Here is a 20804-nt window from a genome sequence, read left to right as displayed (position 1 = left end):
GATCGGGACGTCGAGAACTGGACCTCCCGTCCACCGCTGGCGGCCTCAACCATGACCGCTCGTCCGGTCACGCGGACACGCACCGTCATTGCTGCTGGCTTGAACGGTAACCCAGACGGCCCATTTCGCCGTGTTTATGCAGGTGGGGGCATCCTGCTGTCGATCGGTTCGCTCGACGCGACACTCCCGCCCTGCCTGGGTCAGCGGGCGCGGACCCACGCTGCAAGTCGAGCAGTCCGGAACTTGACGAGCCATGGGTGCGCAGCAGCGCCGAAAGGGTCCGGCGAACCGGGAGCACGGGTGTGCTCGGGTGCGACCCGGCGGGCACCCTGTAGCGGCAGGTAGGCATCCTCGTGGCCTCCGAGGGAGAGCTGCGCGCTCGCCAGCTCGATGCAGTAGTGAGAGCGGCGTCCCGCCGGCAGCGTTGCCGGCGGGTGCCAGGCCGCAGCCTGCTCGATGCCGAGCGGATCCCGCAGCTCCGCGGCAACGGCGAGCTCGTGAATACGCACCGAGGCAGGTCCGAATGCGGTGTCGTAATACACGCCCTCCGGCACACCGGCTGCGGCGCGGCAGGCGTCTCGCAGGTGCTCCGCGACGCCGGCTCTTCCCTCATCGAGGGCCTTGAGTAGTCACCCGACTTTCAAGCTTGAAGACGAGTGCCTCGACGGCCAGGGCGTAGCCGTGCCAGCCCGCGCCGGCCAGGTACACGGCGGCCGAAGAGGCGAAGATGTCGTTGCGCTCCTTGCCGTCGAGGGCGTGCCACTGAGAGATGTGCACGACGGCGAACGGGCGATCGGTGTCCCGGATGGCGTCGAGGAGCGAGTAGGCCACCGGGGTGAGCCCGGCCGGGTTGATCACGATCGCGTCGACCGCGTCGCGGTGGGCGTGCACCCAGTCCACCATCGCGCCTTCGTGGTTCGACTGGTAGTGAACGGCCGTGGCGCCCCATCGCGCCGCGGTCCGGTCGACGTCGGCGGTGATTTCGGCGAGCGTAGTGGTCCCGTACTTTTCCGGGCGGCGCTCCCCCAGCAGGTTGAGGTTCGGACCGTGGAGGACGGCGAGGTGCATCAGCGTCCCGTCTCAGCGATAGGTGGGCAGGATCGAAGTCGGCATCGGGCCCTTGTTGCGCCGACCGGAATTCGTTTCCTCCCAGGCGTGCGCGAGGATGCCCACGCTGCGGCTCAACACGAACAGGCCCCGCGCGAGCTCCGGCGGGAATCCGAGCTCGGCGTAGATCACCGCGGTGGCTCCGTCGATGTTCATCGGCACGGGCTCGCGTCGCCCTCGGTTCAGCTCCGTCTCGACCGCCCGAGCAGCCGCCACGTGCCTGCCCTCGACGATTCCCGCCGACACCGCCTCGTCAACGAGGCCGAGCAGCGGATCACGCCGGGGATCGACCGGGTGGAAACGGTGACCGAACCCGGGCAGGTACGGGTCGCGCGCACGGTACTCGGCGACCACTTCCGCCGTCGCAGCGTCGAGAGCCGCTCCTGCCGACTCCCGCGCCACGATGTCGGACAGCAGTTCCACGCACTGCTGTCCGGCGCCACCGTGGGAGTCGCCGAGGGCGTTGACGCCGGACGCGATGGCGTTGTTCATGCCGACGCCGCACGTGGCCGTCATCCTGGCGATGGCGATGGAAGGTGCCTGCGGGCCGTGGTCGACCGAGGCGACCATCGCCGCCTCCAGCAGCGCGGCCTCGGCGGTGGTCGGGCTGCTGCCGCGGACCATCAGCCAGATCGTGGACACCAGACCGCGGTGGCCGATCAGCTCCTGCACCGGGATCCCCCGGAGCTCGACCACGCCGGGCTCCATCCGGCAGATGCTGTTGGCCCACCAGTCGGCAACACCCCGTTGGCCACAGCGCTGGGACTGCGGACCGATCCCGACGCTCGGGTCCTCGACCGGCACCGGAATCCGATCCCGCGCCTCTACGCCTGCGGCAACGACGCGGACTCGGTCATGGCGTCGGAATACCCCGGCGCGGGTTGCCAGGTGGGCGCGGGCCTGATCTTCGGCTATCTCGCCGCCCGCCATGCCGCGAGGTAGCCGCCCTTCACCGACGACCTGGTGCCGGGCGGAGTCACGCACGCGGCCGCGCGGGCCCGGTCGACTCCCGGATCTTCAAGTGCGAAGGGAGCGAGAACCGGGGCGCGCGCACGGTGGCTTCCGGCTGTGTCACCAGGATCTCCACGGCCTTGCGGCCGGCCTCGTCGAGGGGGCCGGTGAGCGTGGTGAGCGGCGGAGCGCAGAAGTCGGCGCCGAAGATGTCGTCGAAGCCAACCACGCTGATGTCGCCGGGCACGGCGAGGCCACGGTCGCTGAACCGCCGCAAGGCCCCGATCGCGAGCAGGTCGTTGTGGGCGATCACCGCGGTGGCGGCGGTTCCGATGGCCGCGTCGGCGGCGGCCGGCCCACCCGCCATCGACGGCGGGAACGGGCCGAGGCGCGTCGCCGCGATGCCGAGCGACTTCGCGGTGTCGCGGATGACGGCCCAGCGCTGGGCCCCGGACCACGATTCCCGCGGCCCGCTCAGGAACACGAGCGCGCGGTGCCCGAGCGAGTGCAGGTGCTCGACGATCTGCCGCGGGCCGTCGACGTGGTCGGTGACGACGCTCGTGACGTCCTCGGCCTGACGGTTGATCAGCACCAGCGGTTTCGTGGCCGCGTAGGCGCGCAACTCCGCCGGCGGCAGCCGGCTGGCGGCGAGGATCAGCCCGTCGACGGATGCGTGGATCCGGTCCACCACCGTCCGTTCGGTCTGCGGCGACTGCTGCGTATCGCCCAGCAGCAACGTGAACCCCGCCGTCGAGGCCTGCCGTTCCGCCCCGCGCACCAGGGCGAAGAAGTGCGGGTTGGTGATGTCGGAGACGACCAGCCCGAGCGTCGAGGTCCGGCCTGACTCCAACGCCCGGGCCGCGGGGTTCGGGCGGTACCCGAGTTCGGCCGCGACCCGCAGCACGTGTTCGCACGTAGCGGCGTTCACGCGCCCGGGTTTGGTGAACGCCCGCGACACCGTCGAGGGCGCGACCCCGGCGACGCGGGCGACGTCGGTCAACGTCGCCGGGCGGGGACGGCTCCCGACGCCGGTGGGCTCGGTCGGCTCGCGCACGGTCATCGGAAGGGCTCCTGTCTGTTCCAGGCGCCACCGTAGCCAGGGTTGGCAAAATCTGGCAAACGCTTGCCGTCGTCGGGTGGGCCTCCTACGTTCCAGGCAACGGACCGCGGAAACCGTGCAGGACAACCGAAGCACCCACAGAGAGGAGCCCCGCGATGGTCGACGATGCCCCGGGGGCCACTGCACCCCCGCTGTTCGAGCGCACCCCGAAGAAGGCCGCGATCGCCGCCTGGATCGGCAGCGCGTTGGAGTACTACGACTTCTTCGTCTACGCCTCTGCCGCCGCCCTCATCTTTCCCAAAGTGTTCTTCCCCCAGGGCAACGCGACCGCCGCGGTGCTGGCATCACTGGCGACCTTCGGCGTCGGATACCTCGCCCGGCCCGTCGGCTCGTTCTTCATGGGGCACCTCGGTGATCGTCTGGGGCGCAAGAAGGTGATGGTCGCGAGTCTGCTGCTGATGGGGACCTCGACGTTCCTCGTCGGCTGCTTGCCCGGTTACGGACAGATCGGCGTCGCCGCACCCGCGCTGCTGGTGCTGCTCCGGCTGCTGCAGGGTGTCTCGGCGTCCGGCGAGCAGGCCGGCGCGAACTCCATGTCCTTCGAGCACGCGCCCGACCACCGCCGCGCCTTCGTCACCAGCTGGACGCTCGGCGGCTCCCAGGCCGGCCAGGTCGTGGCGAGTGCGGTGTTCATCCCGCTGGCCGCGGGCCTCGACGATGCCGCGCTGTACTCCTGGGGCTGGCGCATCCCGTTCCTCGTGTCCGCCGTGATGGTCGTGCTGGGCTTCCTGATCCGGCGACGGCTCGACGAAACCCCGTTGTTCACAGAAGAAGTCGAACGCGGCGACGTGCGCCGGCTGCCGGTGGCCGAACTGTTCCGCCACCACAGCCGGCAGGTCGTGCGGGTGTTCTTCGCCGCTCTCATCGCCAACATCGGCACCATCTTCGCAGTCTTCGCGCTCACGTTCGCCACGGACGACGTGTACGGGATCGGCATGTCGAAGACCGTCCTGCTGTGGGTCACCGCGGGCGGCAACGCACTCGCCGTCGTCACCGTGCCGCTACTCGCGCTGGTGTCGGACCGTCACGGTCGCAAGCCGATGTTCGTCGGCGGCATCGCGGGCTGCGCGGTGCTGACGGCGGCGTTCCTGTGGTCGATCTCCACGGCCGATGTCGCCATGGTCGCCGTGACCGGCGTCCTGCTGCTCGGCGTTGCCTTCTCCGCAACTCTCGCGGTGTGGCCGGCGACTTACGCCGAGATGTTCCCCACCGGCGTCCGGCTGTCGGGCATGGCGATCGGCACTCAGTTCGGCTTCGCGACCGCCGGTCTCACGCCCCTGATCACCGCGAGCGTCGCCGGGCACTCGCCCTCCGGGTGGATACCCGTGTCGATCTACACCTGTGTGATCTGCCTGGTGTCGGCGATCGCGGTGCTAGTGGGCAAGGAGACCTACCGGATCCCGACCGCGCAGCTCGGCGCGCGTCGCACAACAGCCACGGCCGTCCCGGCCGAGCGGTGATGGGTACAGAAGGAGTGCACGTGGAGAAGGTCGCGATCGTGACCGGCGCCGGCGGCGGCCTGGGGTCGGTGATCGCTCGGGAACTGGCAGCCGATGGGTACCGGCTCGTGCTGGCTGACCGCGACGGGGCCGCCGCGGAAGCCGCCGCGACGGCTGTCGGGGGATCACCCGTGGTGGTGCCCGCGGACCTCACCGACGCCGGCGAGGTCCAGCGGCTCGTCGACGAGGTGGCGCAACGGTTCGGCCGCCTCGACGTGGTGGTCAACAGTGCCGGGATAGAACGCGCGCATCCGCTCGAGACCACTCCCGAACCGGACTGGGACGCGACGATGGCCGTCAACGTCAAAGGCCCGATGCTGCTCTGCCGGGCCGCGGTGCCGCTCTGGCGTGCGCAGGGATCCGGCAGCGTCGTGAACATCAGCTCCCGCGCGTGGCACGGCGGTTCGGCCAACACGTCGTACGCGAGTTCGAAAGCCGCGCTGGTGGGCTTGACGGTGTCGATGGCCGTCGAGCTCGGCCCGCTCGGTGTGCGGGCGAACGCGGTCGCGCCCAGTTTCGTGCGCACGCCCTTCAACCAGCAGCGCACCGACATCGTCGACCTGGACCGGATGATCGAGCGCTACAAGGCGTTCACGCCGTTGCGCAGGCTCATCGAGCCGATCGACGTCGCGAACGCCGTGGTGTTCCTGGCGTCGGACCGCGCACGCAACATCACCGGCGAGGTACTCCACGTCTGCGCGGGCGCGCAGTTGCCGCCGATCCCCTGATGCAACCGAAGGAGAACCCCGTGCACGTGCTCGTGCTCCAAGGCCCGAACCTCAACCGGCTCGGCAAGAGAGACCCCCGCTTCTACGGCACCCACCCGCTCACCGAGGTGACCTCCCGGATCGACACCCGAGCCGGCGAGCTCGACGTGAAGGTCGACCACGTCCAAGCCAACTGCGAGGGCCGGCTCATCGACTGGCTGCAGGAACGCCAAGACGACGCCGACGCGATCATCTGCAACCCCGCCGGGCTCACGAATTACGGCCTGTCCTTGCGCGACGCCCTTTCCGACTCCGGACTGGACCTCGCGATCGTGCACCTGTCCAACCCGCTCGGACGCGAACCCTGGCGACGCGAAGACGTCTTCGCCGAAATCGCCGACCTCTACCTCGCCGGCGCCGGCTGGCACGGCTACGTCATGGCACTCGACGGCCTCCACGCACGCGCGGCGGACCGGACGTGAGCCTCGCACTGGTGGCGAGTCACGTCACGCTCTCGGGCGCCGGCTTCACCGAACCGGCCCGCTTCTCCCTGGCCGATCGCTGTGCTGCCGCGGCCGGCGCCGGATTCAGCGGAATCGGCTTGAACACCAACGATCTCTCCACGAACTCACCGATGGACCCGATTCGCCGGCACGGACTGGAACTCGTCGAGATCGAGTTCCTGTCCGGCTGGGCACGCGGCACCGACCCGGCCGCGGTCGCCTCGACCGAACAACGCGCCTTCGCCCTCGCCGATCAAGTCGGCGCGCGCTACCTCTCAGCAGGCGAGTACCACCCGGGCCCACTCGATTTCGCTCGCGCCGCCGCGGCCTTGCGCGAACGCTGCGCCCGAGCCGCCGTTCACGGGCTGCGCATCGCCGTGGAGCCCTTCCCGTGGTCGGCTATCCGCGACGTCCCCACCGCGCTGCACCTTCTGGAACTCGCCGACGCACCCAATGCAGGTCTTCTACTGGACACCTGGCACTTCTTCACCGCCGGCGGCCGCGTTGCGGACCTCGCGCGGATCCCGCCGGACCGCATTGTCGCCGTCCAGCTCAACGACGGCCCCGCCACCGTCTCCGGCGACCTGCTCACCGTCTCCCGCAACACCCGGTTGCTCCCCGGAGACGGCGCGTTCGACCTCCGTTCGGCGATCCGCGTCCTCTCCGAGTCCGGATACGACGGCGTCTACACCGCGGAGATCGGCAACCCGGCCTTCCGCGCCTTGCCGGTCGAGGAGGCAGCACACCTGGCGTACGAAAAAGTCCAGCGGCTGTTCACCTGATCATCGGCTCGCGGCACCCGGCGACCCGGGCGATTCGCCTCTACCAGACGACTTCGCCTCCGCTCTCGGCGAGGATCGTGGGCGGCGGCCGTCCGCGGCGGCCAAGCAGACGGCGGCCGCCGCGGTTTCGTGCGGGGTGGCGAAGCGACCGACCGGGATGCTGCGCTGTCGCAGCACACTCTGGCCGCTGCTGCGGCGGTGTAGATGGTCTCAAACTCAATGGGGGTGAGCTTGCCCAGGCCTCGTTGACGCGTTTGCGGTGGTATTTCGTCTCGATCCAGGTGACGATGGCCAGGCGGAGTTCGTCGCGGGTCGGCCACCGTCGGGTGTCGAGAACGTTCTTTTGCAGCAGGGAAAAGAACGATTCCATGGCGGCGTTGTCGCCGCAGGCGCCGACCCGGCCCATCGATCCGGTCAGCCTGTGGGCGCGCAGCAGGCGCCGGTAGCTTGTGGATCGGAACTGGGCGCCCCGGTCGGAGTGCACGATGACGCCGCGCGGTTACGGAGTGCGATCGCGTTGCGCAGCGCGGCCACCGCGAGTGACGATCTCATGTGGGAGCCGATCGAGTACCGGACGATCTTGTTGGAGTAGCAGTCCTTGACCGCACACAGATACAGCTGCCCTCGCCGGTGGGGTGTTCGGTGATGTCGGTCAGCCACGTCACGTTCGGCGCGCCGGCCGCGGCCAGGTCACGGACGAGCGGGAAGGCTATTTTCCCGGCAGATTGCCCTGCGCCAGATAGGCGGCCGCCTTGCGCAGCACCTCGTTCTCTTGCTCCAGCAACCGGTTACGCTTGCGCAGTTCCCGCGGCTCAGCGGACTCACCCCGGGTCACCCCGAGGCAGCTGACGAAGCCGACGATTCGGCTACGCCAGGTGGCTCAGCACGTCGGCCTCAAGGAGAGGGACCATGCCAAGCGGCGTACGGTGGACGACAAGATTATTTCTCCATCAGGCAAAGGTATGGACCTGAATTCGGCAAAGTAATCCTTGACATCGACGATGGTGATCCCCAGCAATCGGTAGTCGACGTTCACCCGCGCGGTGTCCCCCGTCGGCGACGGCGACCTCGAGCGTGTTCGCGCCCGCGTTCAACGTGACCGGCACGGTCACCACCACCCAGTCGTCCCAACTGGCCAGGCTGGGCACGGACAGCTACTGGAGCGTGCCGTTGACGCTGATGTGGATCGTCTGCGGGCTGCCGCTGCCGTTGCCGTACCGAACGGCCAGCGTCGCCGGGCCGGCCGGTGCGTTGCGGATCGGAATGACGTCGGTGCCCAGCTCCGCCTGGACTGTGGCTACCGGTGGTGTCAGCGGGTGATCAGGGGGCGGCCGAGGGGAAGGCTGCAGCCGCCGGTGGCGATGAACATGAGGTCGGCGTAGAGATAGACCGTAACCGCGACGAAGGCGAAGACAAAGGCACCGCCGACGCGGATGAGGCTGGTGGCTCCGCTCATGGTGCCGGCGAGCAGCAGGGCGAGCGCAACGTCGACCAGGCCCAGTTGGAGGGTGAGACTGGACGGCAGGCGGAGGGTCACGAGGGTGACCACGACGATGGTGATCAACCAGCACCACAGCCAGGCGACCTGGGCGTCGGTGGCCGAAACCGCTGAGGTGCCGAACCAATCGTGGGACAGGCCCAGCACGAGGGCCGCGTAGCTGGCGTAGAAGCCGAAGAACACGCCGAACAGGCTGGCCGAGGCGTTCTGACCGAGGGCCGCGGCCCAGACCGTGGTGATCAACAGTCCCACGGCGGTACAGGTGCTGAGGATGGCGAGCGTGGCGCCGGCGGCGCCGCCAGGCAGCGCGCCGATGTTGACCAGGCCGAGGCCGATGGCGCCGGCGATGACCGTGGGCACGCCCACGACTCCCGGGCTACCGCCAGCGGATTTTTCGTCGGTGCCGAGGGGTTCCGGCTCCGAGATGTTGTTGGTTGCACCGTTGCTCAGGTCTGGTTCGTGGCCGGAGATGACGGTCATCGCGGCGCCCCCTCGTGTTGCGGATCGGATCGGTGGGCGGCGTCGATCAGGTCGGCGTGGTGGCGCTGCTCCACGGCGGGATGAGCGGACAGCCGCATCTTCAGGATGTTCTCGCCGTAGGCGGCGAAATCGGGTTGATGGCGCGACACTCGCCCCACTTGGCACCTCCGCTGCAAGGTGGTCGGGCAGAGCGATCGAGGACAGATCCGCTCCGAGGCGCGGGTTGACAGGCAGCCTGGCGACCCGGTGCACCCTGGCTTTGAGATAGCACCAGGCGAGCGAGCGTGCACGCTGCATCGTCCGACGGGGGTGGGCGTCACCGTTGTGCACGGTTGTACTGCACCGGCGTCCGGACCGTGCCCCCGAGCTCGGTCGCGGCTCGACGCGCCCAGTACGGGTCGCGCAGCAGCTCGCGGGCCAGGAGAACCGCATCAGCCTTGCCCGAGGTGATGATCTCCTGTGCCTGCGCAGGCTTGGTGATCAATCCGACGGCAGCCACCGGCATCCCGGCCTCGGTGCGGACCCGCTCGGCGAACGGCACCTGGTAACCAGGACCCGGGATAATCTTCGCATCGGCCACGTTGGCGCCGGTGGAGACGTCCATCAGGTCCACGCCGTGCGCCTGCAGCTCGTTGGCGAAGCGGACGGTGTCGTCGGCTGTCCAGCCCTCGCGGTCGTCGTCGGGGTTCTCGGCGAGCCAGTCGGTCGCGGAGATACGGAAGAACACTGGCAGGTCCTCCGGCCACACCTTCCGAACCGCGTCGACGACCTCCAAGGCGAACCGCGTCCGGCCCTCGAACGAACCACCGTACTCATCGGTGCGATGGTTGCTGTGGGGCGACAGGAACTGGTGGATCAGATAGCCGTGCGCACCTTGGATCTCGGCGACCTCGAACCCGGCTTCCCGGGCACGTTCCGCGGCCGCCGCGAACTCCTGGACGATCTCGCCGATTCGCGTCCGGGTCAATGCCTCCGGGACGGACGAGGACTCGCTGAACGGGATCGCACTGGGACCGACCGGCGTCCAGCCGTGCGGTTCGTCCGGTGCGAGTCGGCGTCCGCCGTCGACCCAGGGGCGCTCCAGGCAAGCCTTGCGGCCGGCGTGCGCCAGCTGGATCCCGGCTACCGTGCCCTGGGACTTCAGGAACGACGTGATACGGCGGAAGGCGTCGACCTGCGTCCGGTTCCAGATGCCCAGGTCGTAGGGGCTGATCCGGCCCTCGGGGCTGACCGCCGTGCCCTCGGTGAGGATCAGACCGGTACCACCCGCGGCGCGCGCGGCGAGGTGGGCGAAGTGCCAGTCCGTCGCGACGCCTGCCTGCTCGCCTTCGGGCGCCGCACTGTACTGGCACATCGCCGACATCCAGATCCGGTTCGGGATCGTCAGCGACCTGAGAGAGTACGGGGTGAAGAGCGTGTTCAACCTCGGCTCCTTTGTGGACTTCAACCTTGGGGTCGGCCCCGAGGCTCTTCCGATTGCGAGATTAGAGATCCAGCGTCAGGTGTGTTGTCTTCGCTCGGGAAACGCAGATCATCATCGTGGTGTTCTCGGCGCGCTCCTCGTCGGTCAGCAGCATGTCGCGGTGCTCGGGGATGCCTTCCAAGACAGTGGTCTCACAGGTGCCGCACACGCCCTCCTCGCACTGGGATATCTGCTGGATACCCGCGTCGCGGAGGGCAGCGAGGATGCTTTGATCGGCGCGTACGGTCCGTCGGATTCCCGATCTCGCACTCCTGACCTCGAACGCCACGTTTTGAGAGGTGTCGATGTCCTCAGCGGCGAATCGTTCAGTCCTCAGAAGAACGTGAGCGGGTGCGGCATCCTCGAGCGCGGACAGCAGACGGGAGGGCCCGCAGGCGTAGACGCAGGTGCCCGGGGACAGCCGCTGAAGCAGCTCCGGGACGTCGAGCCGCCTGGTTCGCGACGGATAAATGTCGACGCGATCGCCGTAGCGAGTGAGCTCGGCGGCAAATGCCATATTCTCAACGCTGCGCCCGGCGTAGTGGAGTTCCCATGGTACGCCTTGTGAATGTGCCTCGGCGATCATGGCGCTGATCGGCGTGATCCCGATCCCTCCGGCGACGAAGACAACCGGATCACCGCCCGTGAAACCAAAATGGTTCCGCAGACCGCTGACCCGAAGCGTCGTGCCTTCGACCGCATGGCTGTGCAACCAAGCCGAGCCGCCTCTCGACTCGGGTTCCCGCAGGACGGCGATGCGCAGAAAGTCGGCATCAGGCGGCCCGCACAGGGAGTACTGGCGAGTCAGTCCGGTCTGCGGAATGCCCACGTCGATGTGAGCGCCTGCATCCCACGGCGGAAGCGCCATCCCTGCCGGTGGCACGAGGTCGAGCATGATAACCGCATCGGCTACTAGTCGGCGGCGAACGACGCGCAAGACGAGCGGGAAGGCGCCAGTGCCATCGATGACTGGTTCATTGCTGGACGAGGTGAGCGACACGAGCATCCTTTCACGGCGAGAAGACGATTTACCGATGTCCTCAGCGCGGTGCACAGCGGCCAGGTCGGGAACGGTGCTTACTGCCCAGGGTCACCGTGCGGCGCGCCGGGCCGACCTCGGCGTTGGACTCGGAAGGAAATCGGGCCGGGTGGGCGAGCGGAAGCACCGCTCGCCCACCACGGGTCCTGCGGGGGTGGCGACCGGGCGGCAGTCGGGCCTCAAAACGCGACTCAGGCCACGGCGGGCAGCACGGCCTTGTCGTGATTCTCCTTCGCTGCCTTGCCGAGCAGGCTCATCGAGATGAAGCTGATCACGCACAGGGTGACGGAGTATCCCGCCACGGCCATCCACGAGCCCGTCGCGGTCAGCAGAGCTTGCGCGATGAACGGCGCAAACCCGCCGCCGAGGACAGCTGCGACCTGGTAGCTCAACGAAATCCCCGTGTAGCGCACCTTGACGCTGAAGGTGGCGGCGAGAATCGAAGCGATCGGAGCATACGCAGCGGCGTTGAAGGCGTTGCCGACCATGCGCACGGCGAGGATCGCCGCGAAGGACCCGGTGTTGACGATCAGGTAGGTCGGGAAGGCAAGGACAGCCAACCCGATGAGGCCGACGTAGAAAACCGCTCGGTTGCCGATCCGGTCGGCCACCCGGGCCGCGACGAAGGTCATTCCGGCGTTGACCGCCGAACCCATGATCGTCACCAGGAGCATCGACGACGCCGGCACTCCTGCCTTCGCCGTGGCGTAGGACAGCAGGAATACCTGACCGAGGTAGAAATCCGTGCTCGTCACGATCGTCAGACCGATGGTCAGCGCGACCGAGCGGGGGTACTTGGTCAGCACCTGGAGCAGCGGCGGGCGTTCTGCCCTCTTGCTCTTGGCCGCGAATTCCGGACTTTCGGGCACGCCCGAGCGCACCACGATGGCGATGGCCACCACCACGATGCTGAGCAAGAACGGGATTCGCCAGCCCCAGGAGAGAAGTGCCGGCCGGTCGAGCGTGCCTTGGAGCACGAAGAACATCGCTGCCGAGAGGAGATAGGCGATGGGGACAGCTGCCTGGGTGAACGCGCCGTAGAACGTGCGACGGTGCTGCGGTGCGTGTTCGATGGCCATCAGCGTGGCCCCGCCCCACTCGCCGCCGGCGGCGAAGCCCTGGAGCAGCCGAAGCAGCACCAGAAGCGATGGCGCCCAGATCCCGATCGCCGCGTAGGACGGCAGGATGCCGATCGCGACAGTGGCGCCTCCCATGAGCAGTACCGTCGCCACGAGCATCGGGCGACGTCCGTACTTGTCGCCGAGATGCCCGATGATCACCGCGCCGAGCGGGCGCATGATGAATCCCGCGCCGAAAGCGGCGAACGCGGTGAGCGTGCCCGTCGCCGGATCGCTGCTCGGGAAGAAGACGTGCGAGAAGATCAGGGCGGCGGCCGTGCCGTAGATGAAGAAGTCGTACCATTCTATGGTGGTGCCGAGCATCGCGGCCGCAAGTACCCGCGCGGTGCTCACCTTTCTCTGGGGCAGAGTCGGTTTCTTCGACTCAGCCGAAGCTTCGATCATTACCGTACCTCCGTTGGTGCGGTGAGATTCACTCTGGCGTGAAAAGGATTTCATCCTGCTCCGCGCGCAAACGTCGACTGTCCAGCGCCTCGGCGACGGCCGCGGTTTCGGATCTTTGCGGCGAGGCTTCAGCCGCTGTTCGCGTGGATTTCAAAAGCCCTTCACGGGCGAACAGCTAATTCCGGGCGCTCGAGGCGCCAACCCCACTTTCGGTTCGCGAGAACACATGCGTTGCGGCAAGCCAGTCGGCGGCTGGAACACCGACGGAAAAGATCGGGCTGATTGACCCGAAGCTGAAAATCGCTGCCATCGTCAGATGCGAGCAGAGCTCACGGGAACACATGTTTCGACTCCGCTGACGCAAATAACAACCGCATCTGCGTTCGCGCGGTGGGGCGCGCTCCGCGGTGAAAGCATTTCTTGCCAGTCCCCCCGCGAAACCGTCGACCTGTTCAGGACCGCAGCGACGGACGCGGTGTCGGAATTTCCTGGTTGGTCTCCACCCGATGCCGCAACCATTGTTCACGCAGCCGTTCGAGCTGGTCGTGGGCGTCGAGAGCGTCCCTGCTCTCGGCCACACAGCCGGCCAGTTCCGGGTACTCCAGGCGGCAGACCCACTCGCCACCTTCGGATTCGCGAGTGGACACGTCCATCATGTACGGAATGGACAATGCGCGTTCGATGGCGCCGGCGCCAGAGGTGCGTCCGGCGGCTTGGCTGACCTCAGACACCGGCAGCCACTGCGGGATCGGTCGTCGGCTTCTCGGTGCCGGCACGAAGCCCTTGCGTCGCAGTCAGCCAGTCAGCGCCAGTCGGCAGCACGACCCCGCCGGAGCGCTGCCGATAGAGATCGGGCTCGTTGGCGCCAGGGGGAAGCTCGCCGCTGTCGACAAAGGTGCGCAGAGCTCGCAAGATCCTCCGCCGGACGCGGATGACCATCACGTCGGAGCTGCCAAGATGCTCACCACTGCGATCCAACACCCGTCCCATGCCCTCGGTCATCGCCCGGTCCTCAAGGGGCACGCTGTCAAGGCCCGTGAAGCTGCGCCCACTGCGCTGGGCGTCACGGTCGATTTCGAAATCATTCTCGATCGTACGGGCGGAGCGGAATCGGCCGTGCCAGTCGGTCGTGTTCGGCAAGAGCTTGAGGTTCTCGTAGGTCTCGGCGCCGATCGCGAGATCGCTCGGCACCTCGTCCGCTGTGGCCAGGTAGACCATGGTGTGTTCGTCATCGAGGGGAACCCGGGCGGTGACGGTTTTGGAGCTGCCGAGAAGCCCGGTGGGGATCATGGTGTAGAACGGGAATAAGTAGTGGGCGATGCGCCAGTACGTTTCCTGATCGTTGCCGGCAGGTCGATATGCACCGTAGGAGGAGCCGAATTCGGTGTCGACCACTTTGTACCTCGGAGCCCGGTCCTCCAGCATGTGGCGAAGGAAAGTGCCCTCGGGCGCGGCATCGTTGCCCAGGTGACCGACGTGCAGAAATCCGAAGTGGCTCGTGTCGATGTCGCCCTCAAGCGCCTGGAGCCAGTTGCAATTGATCTGGAAGACGTTGATTGACCGGGTCTCGCTCAACTCCTCGTCGAAGAACTCCAACGCGGGCAACGGCGGCGGCTCCTCCTGCGAGCCAAGGTAGGCCCACACCAGCCCACCCCGCTCGACAACCGGCACCGACCTGGCTCGGACCTTGTCCTTGAAGTTGCTCTCGACCGGCTCGTTCGGCATGTCGAGGCACCGCCCCGAGACATCGAACTTCCACCCGTGGTAGACGCACCTCAGACCGTTCTCCTCGTTGCGCCCGAAGAACAGTGACGCGCCGCGGTGGGGACACTGCGCAGCCAGCATCCCCACCTTTCCGGAGCTGTCACGGAACGCGATGAAGCGTTCGCCCAGCAGGAGAACCCGGGCCGGGTCGCAATCAGGCGCGGGCAACTCGGTGGACACCATGGCGGGCATCCAGTACTCGCGCATCATCGACCCCATCGGCGTTCCGGGCCCGACCTTGGTGAGTAGCTCGTTGTCACTCGAGCTGAGCATCGCTTCTCCTCGACTTTGAGGCGTGCCGCGTACACGGACACACGGGGGCACCGCTGGGCCGGCCCAGTGGCAAGAACTCGAACATCGTTTAGCTTTGACATTTACGCACTTGATCTCGACGCCTGTCAAGCTCGTCTTGTCAGCAGGTCCAGCCCAGGAGTTCGACCGTCCGGGGTGGGCAGGCTGTAGCGTGAAGACCGTGTCGTCAGCGCCCGAGAACCCGCCCGTAAGCCCCGCGAAGGTCGCCCTACCACCTCAGGAGCGAGGACGGGCACGGCATGCTCAGATCGTGCGCGCCGCGGCCCTCTTGATCGACTCGGCACCCTCGTCGGGCCGTCGGCCGTTGACACTCCGTGCGATCGCCGATGCCGCCGACACGCCCGTGGCGTCGATCTACCACTACTTCCCCGACGTGGACTCCATCACCGCCGCCGTGGCCGACCAGTACGGCAATGAGCTGTTCTCGGCTGTCGAAGCAGGACTGTCTCGCCCGACCGAATCTCTGAGAGGGCTGCTGGACACTATTTTCACCATCTACCGCGAGTTCTTCGCGGCGCGGCCCGGCCTGCGCGAGCTGTGGTTCGACCGGAGAGCTTCGGACAAGGTCGTCGGCATCCATCGCGACTTCCGGGCGAACCTGGCCAAGTTACTGCACGCGAGGATGCTCGAGTTCACGACGAAATCGCACGATATCTTGGCTTATCAAATCTGGATCGAAATTACCGGTGTTCTGTGGGAATTGGCTTTCCAGCATGATCCAGGTGGGGATCCACGCGTAGTCACCGAAATTCGCGAAGTCTCCGATCGATTCCTTCGCAGGCGGCTGGGCGTCACGCTTTCGTCGCCCGACGGAGAAGACCGGAAAAATCCCGAGCCCGACTCGAGCCGCGTCAATCGCTCGACCAGCGCGGCCCAGACCGAAGGTCCGGCGCCACACGCCTGGGAGTCGCGACTGCCGCCACAGGCGCGGGGGCGGAAGAACAGGGCGCAAATTCTCTCGGCAGCAACCGAGATCATCGATTCCCAAGGCCCGCACGGCCCCGACCTGAGCGCCCGCGCCATTGCCGAGGCAGCCGGGACGTCACCCGCTTCGATGTACCGCTACTTCAAAGACCTCGATTCTCTGATAGCCGCCGTTGCCGCAGAGTACATGCACGACCTGCTCGCGCTTCTCGACCAGGTGGAGGCAGGATCTGAAGGGCTGGACTACAGCGAGTTGAACAGGCGCACGATGGTGGCGTACCGGGATTTCTTCGCTAGGCGGCGTGGCCTGCGGGAACTCTGGTTCGATCGGCGCGCCTCCGAAAAGGTTCAGGAAGTCCATGCTCATTATCGGCGCGTACTCGCCGAACACAATTACGACGCGATGTCTCGCTACGCAAGCCTGCCAGGAGACCTGTTCAGTCAGATCTTGAACATCGAGGTGACGGGCGCGCTGTGGGACCTGGCCTTTACGCTGGATCCGAAAGGGCACCCGTATGTGGTCGGGGAGATCGAAGAGCTCAACATCGACTTCGTACAGCGGTTCTGCGAGGGTAAGAGCTGACGGCCGCTGGTCGCACAGACCGGATGCAGACGATCAGCGGCACACCTCACGGTATCGTTGGGTGACCGTGCCGGGGTGGTCCACAAACCCCTGACAAATCACCTGCACCGACCATTGCATCCAACGCCGCTACACCGCCCACTACAGCGGTCTGCATCACCGGTTCCTGGAACAACGGCACGCCCAACGTCCGCTCCAGCGCCGGAGCGAGCAGCTTGTGCGCGGCGGATCAAACGCGCGACCACGAGGTCGTAGAACTTCCTCGGCCTCGGGCGGGGCAGATTGCCGAACTGCGCGCGGGACTCGACCTGGAACACGCCGATCGCGTCGGCTTCGCCGAGCATGTCGGAGACGGCCGGGTCGGCGAGGTCGAGGTCGTGCAGTCCGATGTGGACGTCGTGGTTCTGCGCGACGAGGTCGATCAGGTAGTGCAGCGCGGGGCTCCTCGACCGGGCGTGGGCGTCCGGTCCCGGTAGTGAGGTGTACAGCACCGCCCCCGACTCGACGACAGCGAGCCTCAGCGGCAGTTCCGGCACGGGCATGTGTCCATCGTCAACCTCGCTGACCAGCGGCGAAGGTCGTAAGCTCGCACCTATGTTCGAAGATCGGCGACCGCTCGGCGAGTACGGCAGCGCAGACCTCCCGGTACGGCCGGTGCTGCAGCACGGGCTGAACCCGGACAGGTCGCTCACTGTCCGCCCGCCGCGGCACTGCCCGCGCCAGCACCCCATGCCCGGGTCGGGCACGTTCTCGTGGGTCGGGGCGCTGGGCCTGCACTCGTTGGTCTGCCACCGCTGCCGCGACGAGGGCCACGCCGAGCACCAATGGGCCCTCATCGACCCCGCCTACGAACAAGCCGACGCGGAGGAGGCCACGGGGGCCGGGCTAGAACTGGTCACAGTGCCACCGGGCGAGGTCGCCGGGCCCGGCCGGATCGAGCTGCACCTGGACGGCTACGCGATCGGCGCGGCCACGCTGGCGGTGTGCCCCGCGGATCGGACCGGCGTGCTCGATCACGTCCAGGTCGATGTCGAGGTCCGGCGCCGCGGCTACGGGCGAGTCCTCGCGCTCGCCGCGTTCTCCCGCCTGGACTGGTTCACCGAGGGGCCGGACTGGATGCGCGGTGACCGGCGGGTGCAGGCACTGCAGGCGGCGCAGCACGGCGTCGGATACACGTGGACCACCACGCTTATCGAGGACACCCCCGAGGCGCGCGGATTCGCCGAATGGCTACCGCTGCCCAAGGTGGGCGAACCGCGCTACTGCCAGCACATGCTCGACGCGGCCTCGCGACTCACGTCGTAGGCAGGCCCGGACTTCGCCCCTGCTGAGCCGAGCGGAGAGCAAGAAGCGACGCGCCCTGCGTTTGCCCGACCGGGCCCCGCCCGCCTGGCCCGTCGACGGAGCTGGCCTTGTTGAAGCCCTGGTTGCAGCACTCACCAGCGCCGGGCCTGCTCGATCGGACCCAGGCCGGCCGGCCGCCGATCCACGGCTACAGAGACACGTATTCGCGGATCTTGCCGCGGACGTGGGGGCGGTGGTCGCCGAGCGCGATGCCCAACGTCGGGAGCTGTTTGGCAATCTGCAGATCGGGCAGCGGCTGGGTGAACGGGACGTCGGCGTAGCCGCGGTCGTCGGTGTCCCACTTCGCCAGGTCCGCCTCGACGCCGCGGATGCGGGCGACGACGCCGTCGCCGACGTAGACGATCGCCTGTAACCGCGGCCAGCGGGCCGCGGCGAACGGGGACCACTTGCGGTCCGCCTCCAGCTGCACTTCTCGCCGACGCCGGCCTCGACGTAGCGGCGACTGGTGTCGGCGTCGATCTTGCGGGTACGGGTGTTGCGGTAGACGACCAACACACAGTCGCCGCCGTCCTGGTAGGCGTGTAGCTTCCGGTAGAGGGTGGTGCGCCCAACACGGAAGGTCTCGGCGATCTCGGCGACGGTGTGCTCCCCCGAGTCATACATCCGCTGCGCCTGATCCAACCGCCGCTGCGTCAGCGCCGGGGGCCGGCCACCGACACGGCCGCGAGCCCGGGCGGCAGCCAGACCGTCCAACGTGCCCTCGACGATCATCTCCCGGTCGTACTCCGCCAGCGCGGCGAGAAAGTGGAACACCAGCCGCCCGCCCGGGGTGGAGGTGTCGATGCCCTGTTCCAGCACGATGGAGTCGACCTCGTGCTCACCGAACCAGCGGACCAGCTCGAGCAGGTGCTGCTGGGAGCGGCCGATGCGCTTGAGTCGGGTCACCACGACCTCGTCGCCGGCGCGGAGCGATGTCCTCCTCGGCCACCCCGGCCGCGGCGAGCGCGTCGATCTGGTGATCGGTGCTCTGATCCCGGGTGGACACCTGGGCATACCCGAACCGCATGCGATGAGTCTCCAAACTACCCGGCAACCCTTAGGCGAACACTTTCGATACACAAAACCGGAACCCATGCCATCTGGCAGCCTCACATCGGTGCAACGGGTTCCGAAAACAATCGTTTCGGAGACCCATGCTGTATCCGCTCGACTCCCTAGCGCGCACGGCAGCGAGGGCCGAGACCTGCTACGCCTCGCCAAGCCAAGGTCGACCAGGTGCCGCAGCTCCTCGACTTCGCGGGCGAAGTCCTACCCATGCGCCCTGCGACCAGGACGGTGGAGTCGTCCTGGTTTTTGAGGGCCCGCGCGAGTAGGTCCCGCTGCGAGGACAACCCGGATAAGTCTGCGTGCTCGACATCTTTCCTGTGGGCCAGGAACTGAGACCCCGGGTCGCGTCGGATCAGGTCGCTCGGCAAGTGGAACAGGCCGGCGCTGCGGACTACGCAGCGCCGGCGCGAGTGGCGAACGCCGGAGTGGCACAGTCCCGCAGGCTCGCGCGCGTGCCGCCTGGCGGCAGGCGGCCGGCGCGCGCTGCCGCTCCGAGACGATGCGGGGCTCGATGTTCACGATCCTGACGACGGCCGGCTTCGAAGTGGCCAAGGAACCAAATCCGGTTCCTCGTCGTCGAGCGCCATCCAGTCGGCGAAGGCTTCGCCGGAGCGCTCCGGGCAGGATGCGGTTGACTGATGTAGTGGCTGGGGGGTTCGGGCACGTTGCCGCCGCAGCAGTTTCGATCTACCGGTGGGGGTCGTCGACCTTCAGCTGGGCCCCGGCGTCGGCGACGAAGACGACCAGGAGCCTGGCCGGTGCCGTCGAGCTGGTGTTCTCGGTGAGGACGTGGTGAGCACCGGGCTGCTCGATCCAGTTCTGGCCCTGCTGGAATGTGCTGACGGGCTGGCCTTCGAGTTGGCTGCGCACGGTGCCGTCGAGGACGTAGGCGAAGACGAACGCGTCACCATGGCGGTGCGGCGCCGCGCGTGCGCCGGGCGGCAAGGTGACGATCGCTGAGGTGAAGGTCTTGCCTTGCACATTCGGAAGGGCCTGCTGCAGCAGCGGGGTCAGGGTTTCCGTGGGTGGCTGTGCTGCCGTGGTGGGCATCGGAGCCGTGGCAGCGGGCTGGGTTGCGACGGGGGCGGGCTGGTCCGAGGCAGCGCAGGCCGTGACCCCGGCCAGCGCGGCGACGGCCAGGAGGCCACCGGCGATCCGCATTCCGATCATGAGGGGACTCCTTTTCAGCTTTCGGTAACGCGAAAGATCGTCTTCCCGGGGATACGCTCGCCGGGGGCGAGCGCGGCGGGTGCCTCGGCAAGTGGCCGTACCGCGCCCACCACCGGCGCGAGCCGTCCGTCCCTCACCCGCGCGGCGAGGTCGGCGAGCCGGGCACGGTCGGGTTCGACGACGAAGAAGACGGCCCGCCCGTCCGTGGGCCGGACGGTGGGCGGCATGGCGATCGTGACGAGCGTGCCGCCGGCGCGTACCAGGGCGGCCGAGCGGGCGAGTATGTCTCCGCCGATCACGTCGAACACGACGTCGACCTCGCCGGCGTCGTCCAGCTTCTCGGTCTGGAGGTCGATGAAGGTGTCGACGCCGAGCGCGAGCGCCTGGTCCCGGTCAGCGGTCCGGCCGGTACCGATAACGCGGGCGCCGACTTCGCGGGCGAGCTGCACCGCGATCGACCCCACGCCGCCCGCAGCGCCGTGGACCAAGACGGTCTCGCCGGTGGCCAGGCGGCCGTGATCGAACAGGCCCTGCCAGGCGGTCAGTCCGGAGATCGGCAGCGCGGCCGCCACGGTGTGGTCGACATCCGCCGGCAGCGGCGCGAGATTGCGGGCCTCCACCGCGGTGTACTCGGCGAGCGAGCCGTCGCGGAACCAGTCGGCCATGCCGAACACCTGCTGGCCGACACTCAGGCCAGTGGTGCCGAAGCCCACCTCGACGACGACACCCGACAGCTCGTGGCCAGGCACGCTCGGCGTCCTGTCCCGGCCCGCGCGATCGGTCCACGTGGCCGACCAGTCGAGTTCCCCGCGGGTGAAACCCGCGGCGTGGACCCGGACGAGAACGTCGTTCTGAACCGCTTGGGGGTCGGGCAGGTCCGTCAGTGACAACCCTGCGATACCGGCGTCTCGGTCCCGAACGGTGATGGCTTGCATGACAGTCCTTACTCGGAGGGGGCAATCGAGCAC

General features: G+C 67.8%; 23 protein-coding genes and 3 pseudogenes. 8 read left to right on the top strand and 18 right to left on the bottom strand.

Annotation, left to right across the window (positions count from 1 at the left end; genetic code table 11):
* Nucleotides 1–200: 200 nt before the first annotated feature.
* The 3 genes from AB0383_RS34300 to AB0383_RS34290 all read right to left on the bottom strand — a co-directional run bounded on the left by AB0383_RS34300 (nt 201) and on the right by AB0383_RS34290 (nt 1911).
* Complete coding sequence (locus tag AB0383_RS34300) at nt 201–542, bottom strand: hypothetical protein (RefSeq protein WP_364188042.1); 342 nt, start codon at nt 540–542, stop codon at nt 201–203.
* Nucleotides 543–609: 67 nt separating this feature from the next.
* Complete coding sequence (locus tag AB0383_RS34295) at nt 610–1068, bottom strand: type II 3-dehydroquinate dehydratase (RefSeq protein ID WP_364188044.1); 459 nt, start codon at nt 1066–1068, stop codon at nt 610–612.
* Nucleotides 1069–1080: 12 nt separating this feature from the next.
* Entirely contained in the window at nt 1081–1911 is an 831-nt protein-coding gene (locus tag AB0383_RS34290) for a citryl-CoA lyase (RefSeq protein WP_364188047.1), read from the bottom strand.
* Here AB0383_RS34290 and AB0383_RS34285 point away from each other — a divergent pair.
* A complete protein-coding gene (locus AB0383_RS34285) occupies nt 1855–2049 on the top strand; it encodes an FAD-binding protein (RefSeq protein ID WP_366189496.1) in 195 nt (64 codons plus the stop codon). The genes AB0383_RS34290 and AB0383_RS34285 overlap by 57 nt on opposite strands.
* Nucleotides 2050–2083: 34 nt before the next feature.
* Here the strand turns inward: AB0383_RS34285 and AB0383_RS34280 are convergent, their stop codons facing one another.
* Complete coding sequence (locus AB0383_RS34280) at nt 2084–3118, bottom strand: LacI family DNA-binding transcriptional regulator (protein ID WP_366189495.1); 1035 nt, start codon at nt 3116–3118, stop codon at nt 2084–2086.
* Nucleotides 3119–3273: 155 nt separating this feature from the next.
* On the opposite strand from AB0383_RS34280, the gene AB0383_RS34275 reads away from it, so the two are divergent.
* Genes AB0383_RS34275 through AB0383_RS34260 form a run of 4 tightly spaced genes read left to right on the top strand, consistent with a single transcriptional unit; the run spans nt 3274 to nt 6669 of the window.
* Nucleotides 3274–4638, top strand: a complete 1365-nt coding sequence (locus tag AB0383_RS34275; protein WP_366189494.1) for an MFS transporter — start codon at nt 3274–3276, stop codon at nt 4636–4638.
* 20 nt (nt 4639–4658) lie between these two features.
* The gene (locus AB0383_RS34270; RefSeq protein ID WP_364188061.1) at nt 4659–5405 is read left to right on the top strand and encodes an SDR family oxidoreductase; all 747 of its coding nucleotides are present in this window, start codon (nt 4659–4661) and stop codon (nt 5403–5405) included.
* Nucleotides 5405–5866, top strand: coding sequence for a type II 3-dehydroquinate dehydratase (locus AB0383_RS34265; RefSeq protein ID WP_364188064.1), 462 nt, complete (start codon nt 5405–5407; stop codon nt 5864–5866). The genes AB0383_RS34270 and AB0383_RS34265 overlap by 1 nt, the downstream gene beginning before the upstream one ends.
* A complete protein-coding gene (locus AB0383_RS34260) occupies nt 5863–6669 on the top strand; it encodes a sugar phosphate isomerase/epimerase (RefSeq protein ID WP_364188066.1) in 807 nt (268 codons plus the stop codon). Before AB0383_RS34265 ends, AB0383_RS34260 begins: the two co-directional genes overlap by 4 nt.
* A 197-nt stretch (nt 6670–6866) precedes the next feature.
* On the opposite strand, the pseudogene AB0383_RS34255 reads toward AB0383_RS34260, so the two are convergent.
* Both AB0383_RS34255 and AB0383_RS34250 read right to left on the bottom strand, forming a co-directional pair.
* A pseudogene (locus AB0383_RS34255) lies at nt 6867–7343 on the bottom strand (IS3 family transposase); the annotation flags it as partial.
* A 35-nt stretch (nt 7344–7378) separates the two neighbouring features.
* Complete coding sequence (locus tag AB0383_RS34250) at nt 7379–7504, bottom strand: hypothetical protein (protein WP_364188069.1); 126 nt, start codon at nt 7502–7504, stop codon at nt 7379–7381.
* 239 nt (nt 7505–7743) lie between these two features.
* On the opposite strand from AB0383_RS34250, the gene AB0383_RS34245 reads away from it, so the two are divergent.
* Nucleotides 7744–7989: a hypothetical protein gene (locus AB0383_RS34245; protein ID WP_366189493.1), complete on the top strand. Its 246-nt coding sequence runs from the start codon at nt 7744–7746 to the stop codon at nt 7987–7989.
* Here AB0383_RS34245 and AB0383_RS34240 read toward each other — a convergent pair.
* From AB0383_RS34240 to AB0383_RS34210, 7 genes are all read right to left on the bottom strand, one after another.
* Nucleotides 7979–8647 (bottom strand): GPR1/FUN34/YaaH family transporter, encoded by a 669-nt coding sequence (locus AB0383_RS34240; protein ID WP_366189492.1) that lies wholly within the window; start codon nt 8645–8647, stop codon nt 7979–7981. The two genes, AB0383_RS34245 and AB0383_RS34240, sit on opposite strands and share 11 nt — an antisense overlap.
* Nucleotides 8644–8805 (bottom strand): hypothetical protein, encoded by a 162-nt coding sequence (locus AB0383_RS34235; RefSeq protein WP_364188074.1) that lies wholly within the window; start codon nt 8803–8805, stop codon nt 8644–8646. Before AB0383_RS34235 ends, AB0383_RS34240 begins: the two co-directional genes overlap by 4 nt.
* Before the next feature lie 158 nt (nt 8806–8963).
* Entirely contained in the window at nt 8964–10070 is a 1107-nt protein-coding gene (locus tag AB0383_RS34230; RefSeq protein WP_364188077.1) for an NADH:flavin oxidoreductase/NADH oxidase, read from the bottom strand.
* Between the two features lie 61 nt (nt 10071–10131).
* Nucleotides 10132–11109, bottom strand: a complete 978-nt coding sequence (locus tag AB0383_RS34225) for a PDR/VanB family oxidoreductase (protein ID WP_366189491.1) — start codon at nt 11107–11109, stop codon at nt 10132–10134.
* Nucleotides 11110–11339: 230 nt separating this feature from the next.
* A complete protein-coding gene (locus AB0383_RS34220) occupies nt 11340–12725 on the bottom strand; it encodes an MFS transporter (RefSeq protein ID WP_366189490.1) in 1386 nt (461 codons plus the stop codon).
* Between the two features lie 398 nt (nt 12726–13123).
* Nucleotides 13124–13402, bottom strand: coding sequence for a hypothetical protein (locus AB0383_RS34215; RefSeq protein ID WP_364188086.1), 279 nt, complete (start codon nt 13400–13402; stop codon nt 13124–13126).
* Nucleotides 13395–14708 carry a Rieske 2Fe-2S domain-containing protein gene (locus tag AB0383_RS34210; RefSeq protein WP_364188089.1) on the bottom strand — a complete coding sequence of 438 codons (1314 nt, stop codon included), beginning with the start codon at nt 14706–14708 and terminating at the stop codon, nt 13395–13397. Before AB0383_RS34210 ends, AB0383_RS34215 begins: the two co-directional genes overlap by 8 nt.
* A 289-nt stretch (nt 14709–14997) precedes the next feature.
* Between AB0383_RS34210 and AB0383_RS34205 the strand changes: the two genes are divergently transcribed.
* The gene (locus AB0383_RS34205; RefSeq protein ID WP_364188092.1) at nt 14998–16254 is read left to right on the top strand and encodes a TetR/AcrR family transcriptional regulator; all 1257 of its coding nucleotides are present in this window, start codon (nt 14998–15000) and stop codon (nt 16252–16254) included.
* A gap of 46 nt (nt 16255–16300) precedes the next feature.
* Here AB0383_RS34205 and AB0383_RS34200 read toward each other — a convergent pair.
* A pseudogene (locus AB0383_RS34200) lies at nt 16301–16796 on the bottom strand (hypothetical protein).
* Nucleotides 16797–16848: 52 nt separating this feature from the next.
* On the opposite strand from AB0383_RS34200, the gene AB0383_RS34195 reads away from it, so the two are divergent.
* Nucleotides 16849–17559 carry a hypothetical protein gene (locus AB0383_RS34195; protein WP_364188094.1) on the top strand — a complete coding sequence of 237 codons (711 nt, stop codon included), beginning with the start codon at nt 16849–16851 and terminating at the stop codon, nt 17557–17559.
* Between the two features lie 187 nt (nt 17560–17746).
* On the opposite strand, the gene AB0383_RS34190 is transcribed toward AB0383_RS34195, so the two are convergent.
* The 4 genes and pseudogenes from AB0383_RS34190 to AB0383_RS34175 form a co-directional block, all read right to left on the bottom strand.
* Nucleotides 17747–18028, bottom strand: a complete 282-nt coding sequence (locus tag AB0383_RS34190) for a hypothetical protein (protein ID WP_366189566.1) — start codon at nt 18026–18028, stop codon at nt 17747–17749.
* 167 nt (nt 18029–18195) lie between these two features.
* Nucleotides 18196–18612 (bottom strand): annotated as a pseudogene (locus tag AB0383_RS34185) (recombinase family protein); the annotation flags it as partial.
* Between the two features lie 741 nt (nt 18613–19353).
* On the bottom strand, nt 19354–19836 hold the full coding sequence (locus AB0383_RS34180) for a cupin domain-containing protein (RefSeq protein WP_364188099.1): 483 nt from the start codon (nt 19834–19836) through the stop codon (nt 19354–19356).
* A 14-nt stretch (nt 19837–19850) separates the two neighbouring features.
* A complete protein-coding gene (locus AB0383_RS34175) occupies nt 19851–20771 on the bottom strand; it encodes an NADP-dependent oxidoreductase (protein ID WP_364188102.1) in 921 nt (306 codons plus the stop codon).
* Between the last annotated feature and the right edge of the window lie 33 nt (nt 20772–20804).

The sequence above is a fragment of the Amycolatopsis sp. NPDC051373 genome (assembly GCF_040689465.1).
GTDB lineage: Bacteria > Actinomycetota > Actinomycetes > Mycobacteriales > Pseudonocardiaceae > Amycolatopsis.
This window is presented reverse-complemented; position numbering and strand designations above follow the sequence as displayed.

Excerpts from the sequence above, each read along its gene's own strand:
- AB0383_RS34295 (WP_364188044.1), bottom strand. The coding sequence starts at position 1,068 with ATGCACCTCGCCGTCCTCCACGGTCCGAACCTCAACCTGCTGGGGGAG.
- AB0383_RS34280 (WP_366189495.1), bottom strand. The coding sequence starts at position 3,118 with ATGACCGTGCGCGAGCCGACCGAGCCCACCGGCGTCGGGAGCCGTCCC.
- AB0383_RS34275 (WP_366189494.1), top strand. The coding sequence starts at position 3,274 with ATGGTCGACGATGCCCCGGGGGCCACTGCACCCCCGCTGTTCGAGCGC.
- AB0383_RS34265 (WP_364188064.1), top strand. The coding sequence starts at position 5,405 with ATGCAACCGAAGGAGAACCCCGTGCACGTGCTCGTGCTCCAAGGCCCG.
- AB0383_RS34240 (WP_366189492.1), bottom strand. The coding sequence starts at position 8,647 with ATGACCGTCATCTCCGGCCACGAACCAGACCTGAGCAACGGTGCAACC.
- AB0383_RS34220 (WP_366189490.1), bottom strand. The coding sequence starts at position 12,725 with ATGAAATCCTTTTCACGCCAGAGTGAATCTCACCGCACCAACGGAGGT.
- AB0383_RS34210 (WP_364188089.1), bottom strand. The coding sequence starts at position 14,708 with ATGCTCAGCTCGAGTGACAACGAGCTACTCACCAAGGTCGGGCCCGGA.
- AB0383_RS34195 (WP_364188094.1), top strand. The coding sequence starts at position 16,849 with ATGTTCGAAGATCGGCGACCGCTCGGCGAGTACGGCAGCGCAGACCTC.
- AB0383_RS34180 (WP_364188099.1), bottom strand. The coding sequence starts at position 19,836 with ATGATCGGAATGCGGATCGCCGGTGGCCTCCTGGCCGTCGCCGCGCTG.
- AB0383_RS34175 (WP_364188102.1), bottom strand. The coding sequence starts at position 20,771 with ATGCAAGCCATCACCGTTCGGGACCGAGACGCCGGTATCGCAGGGTTG.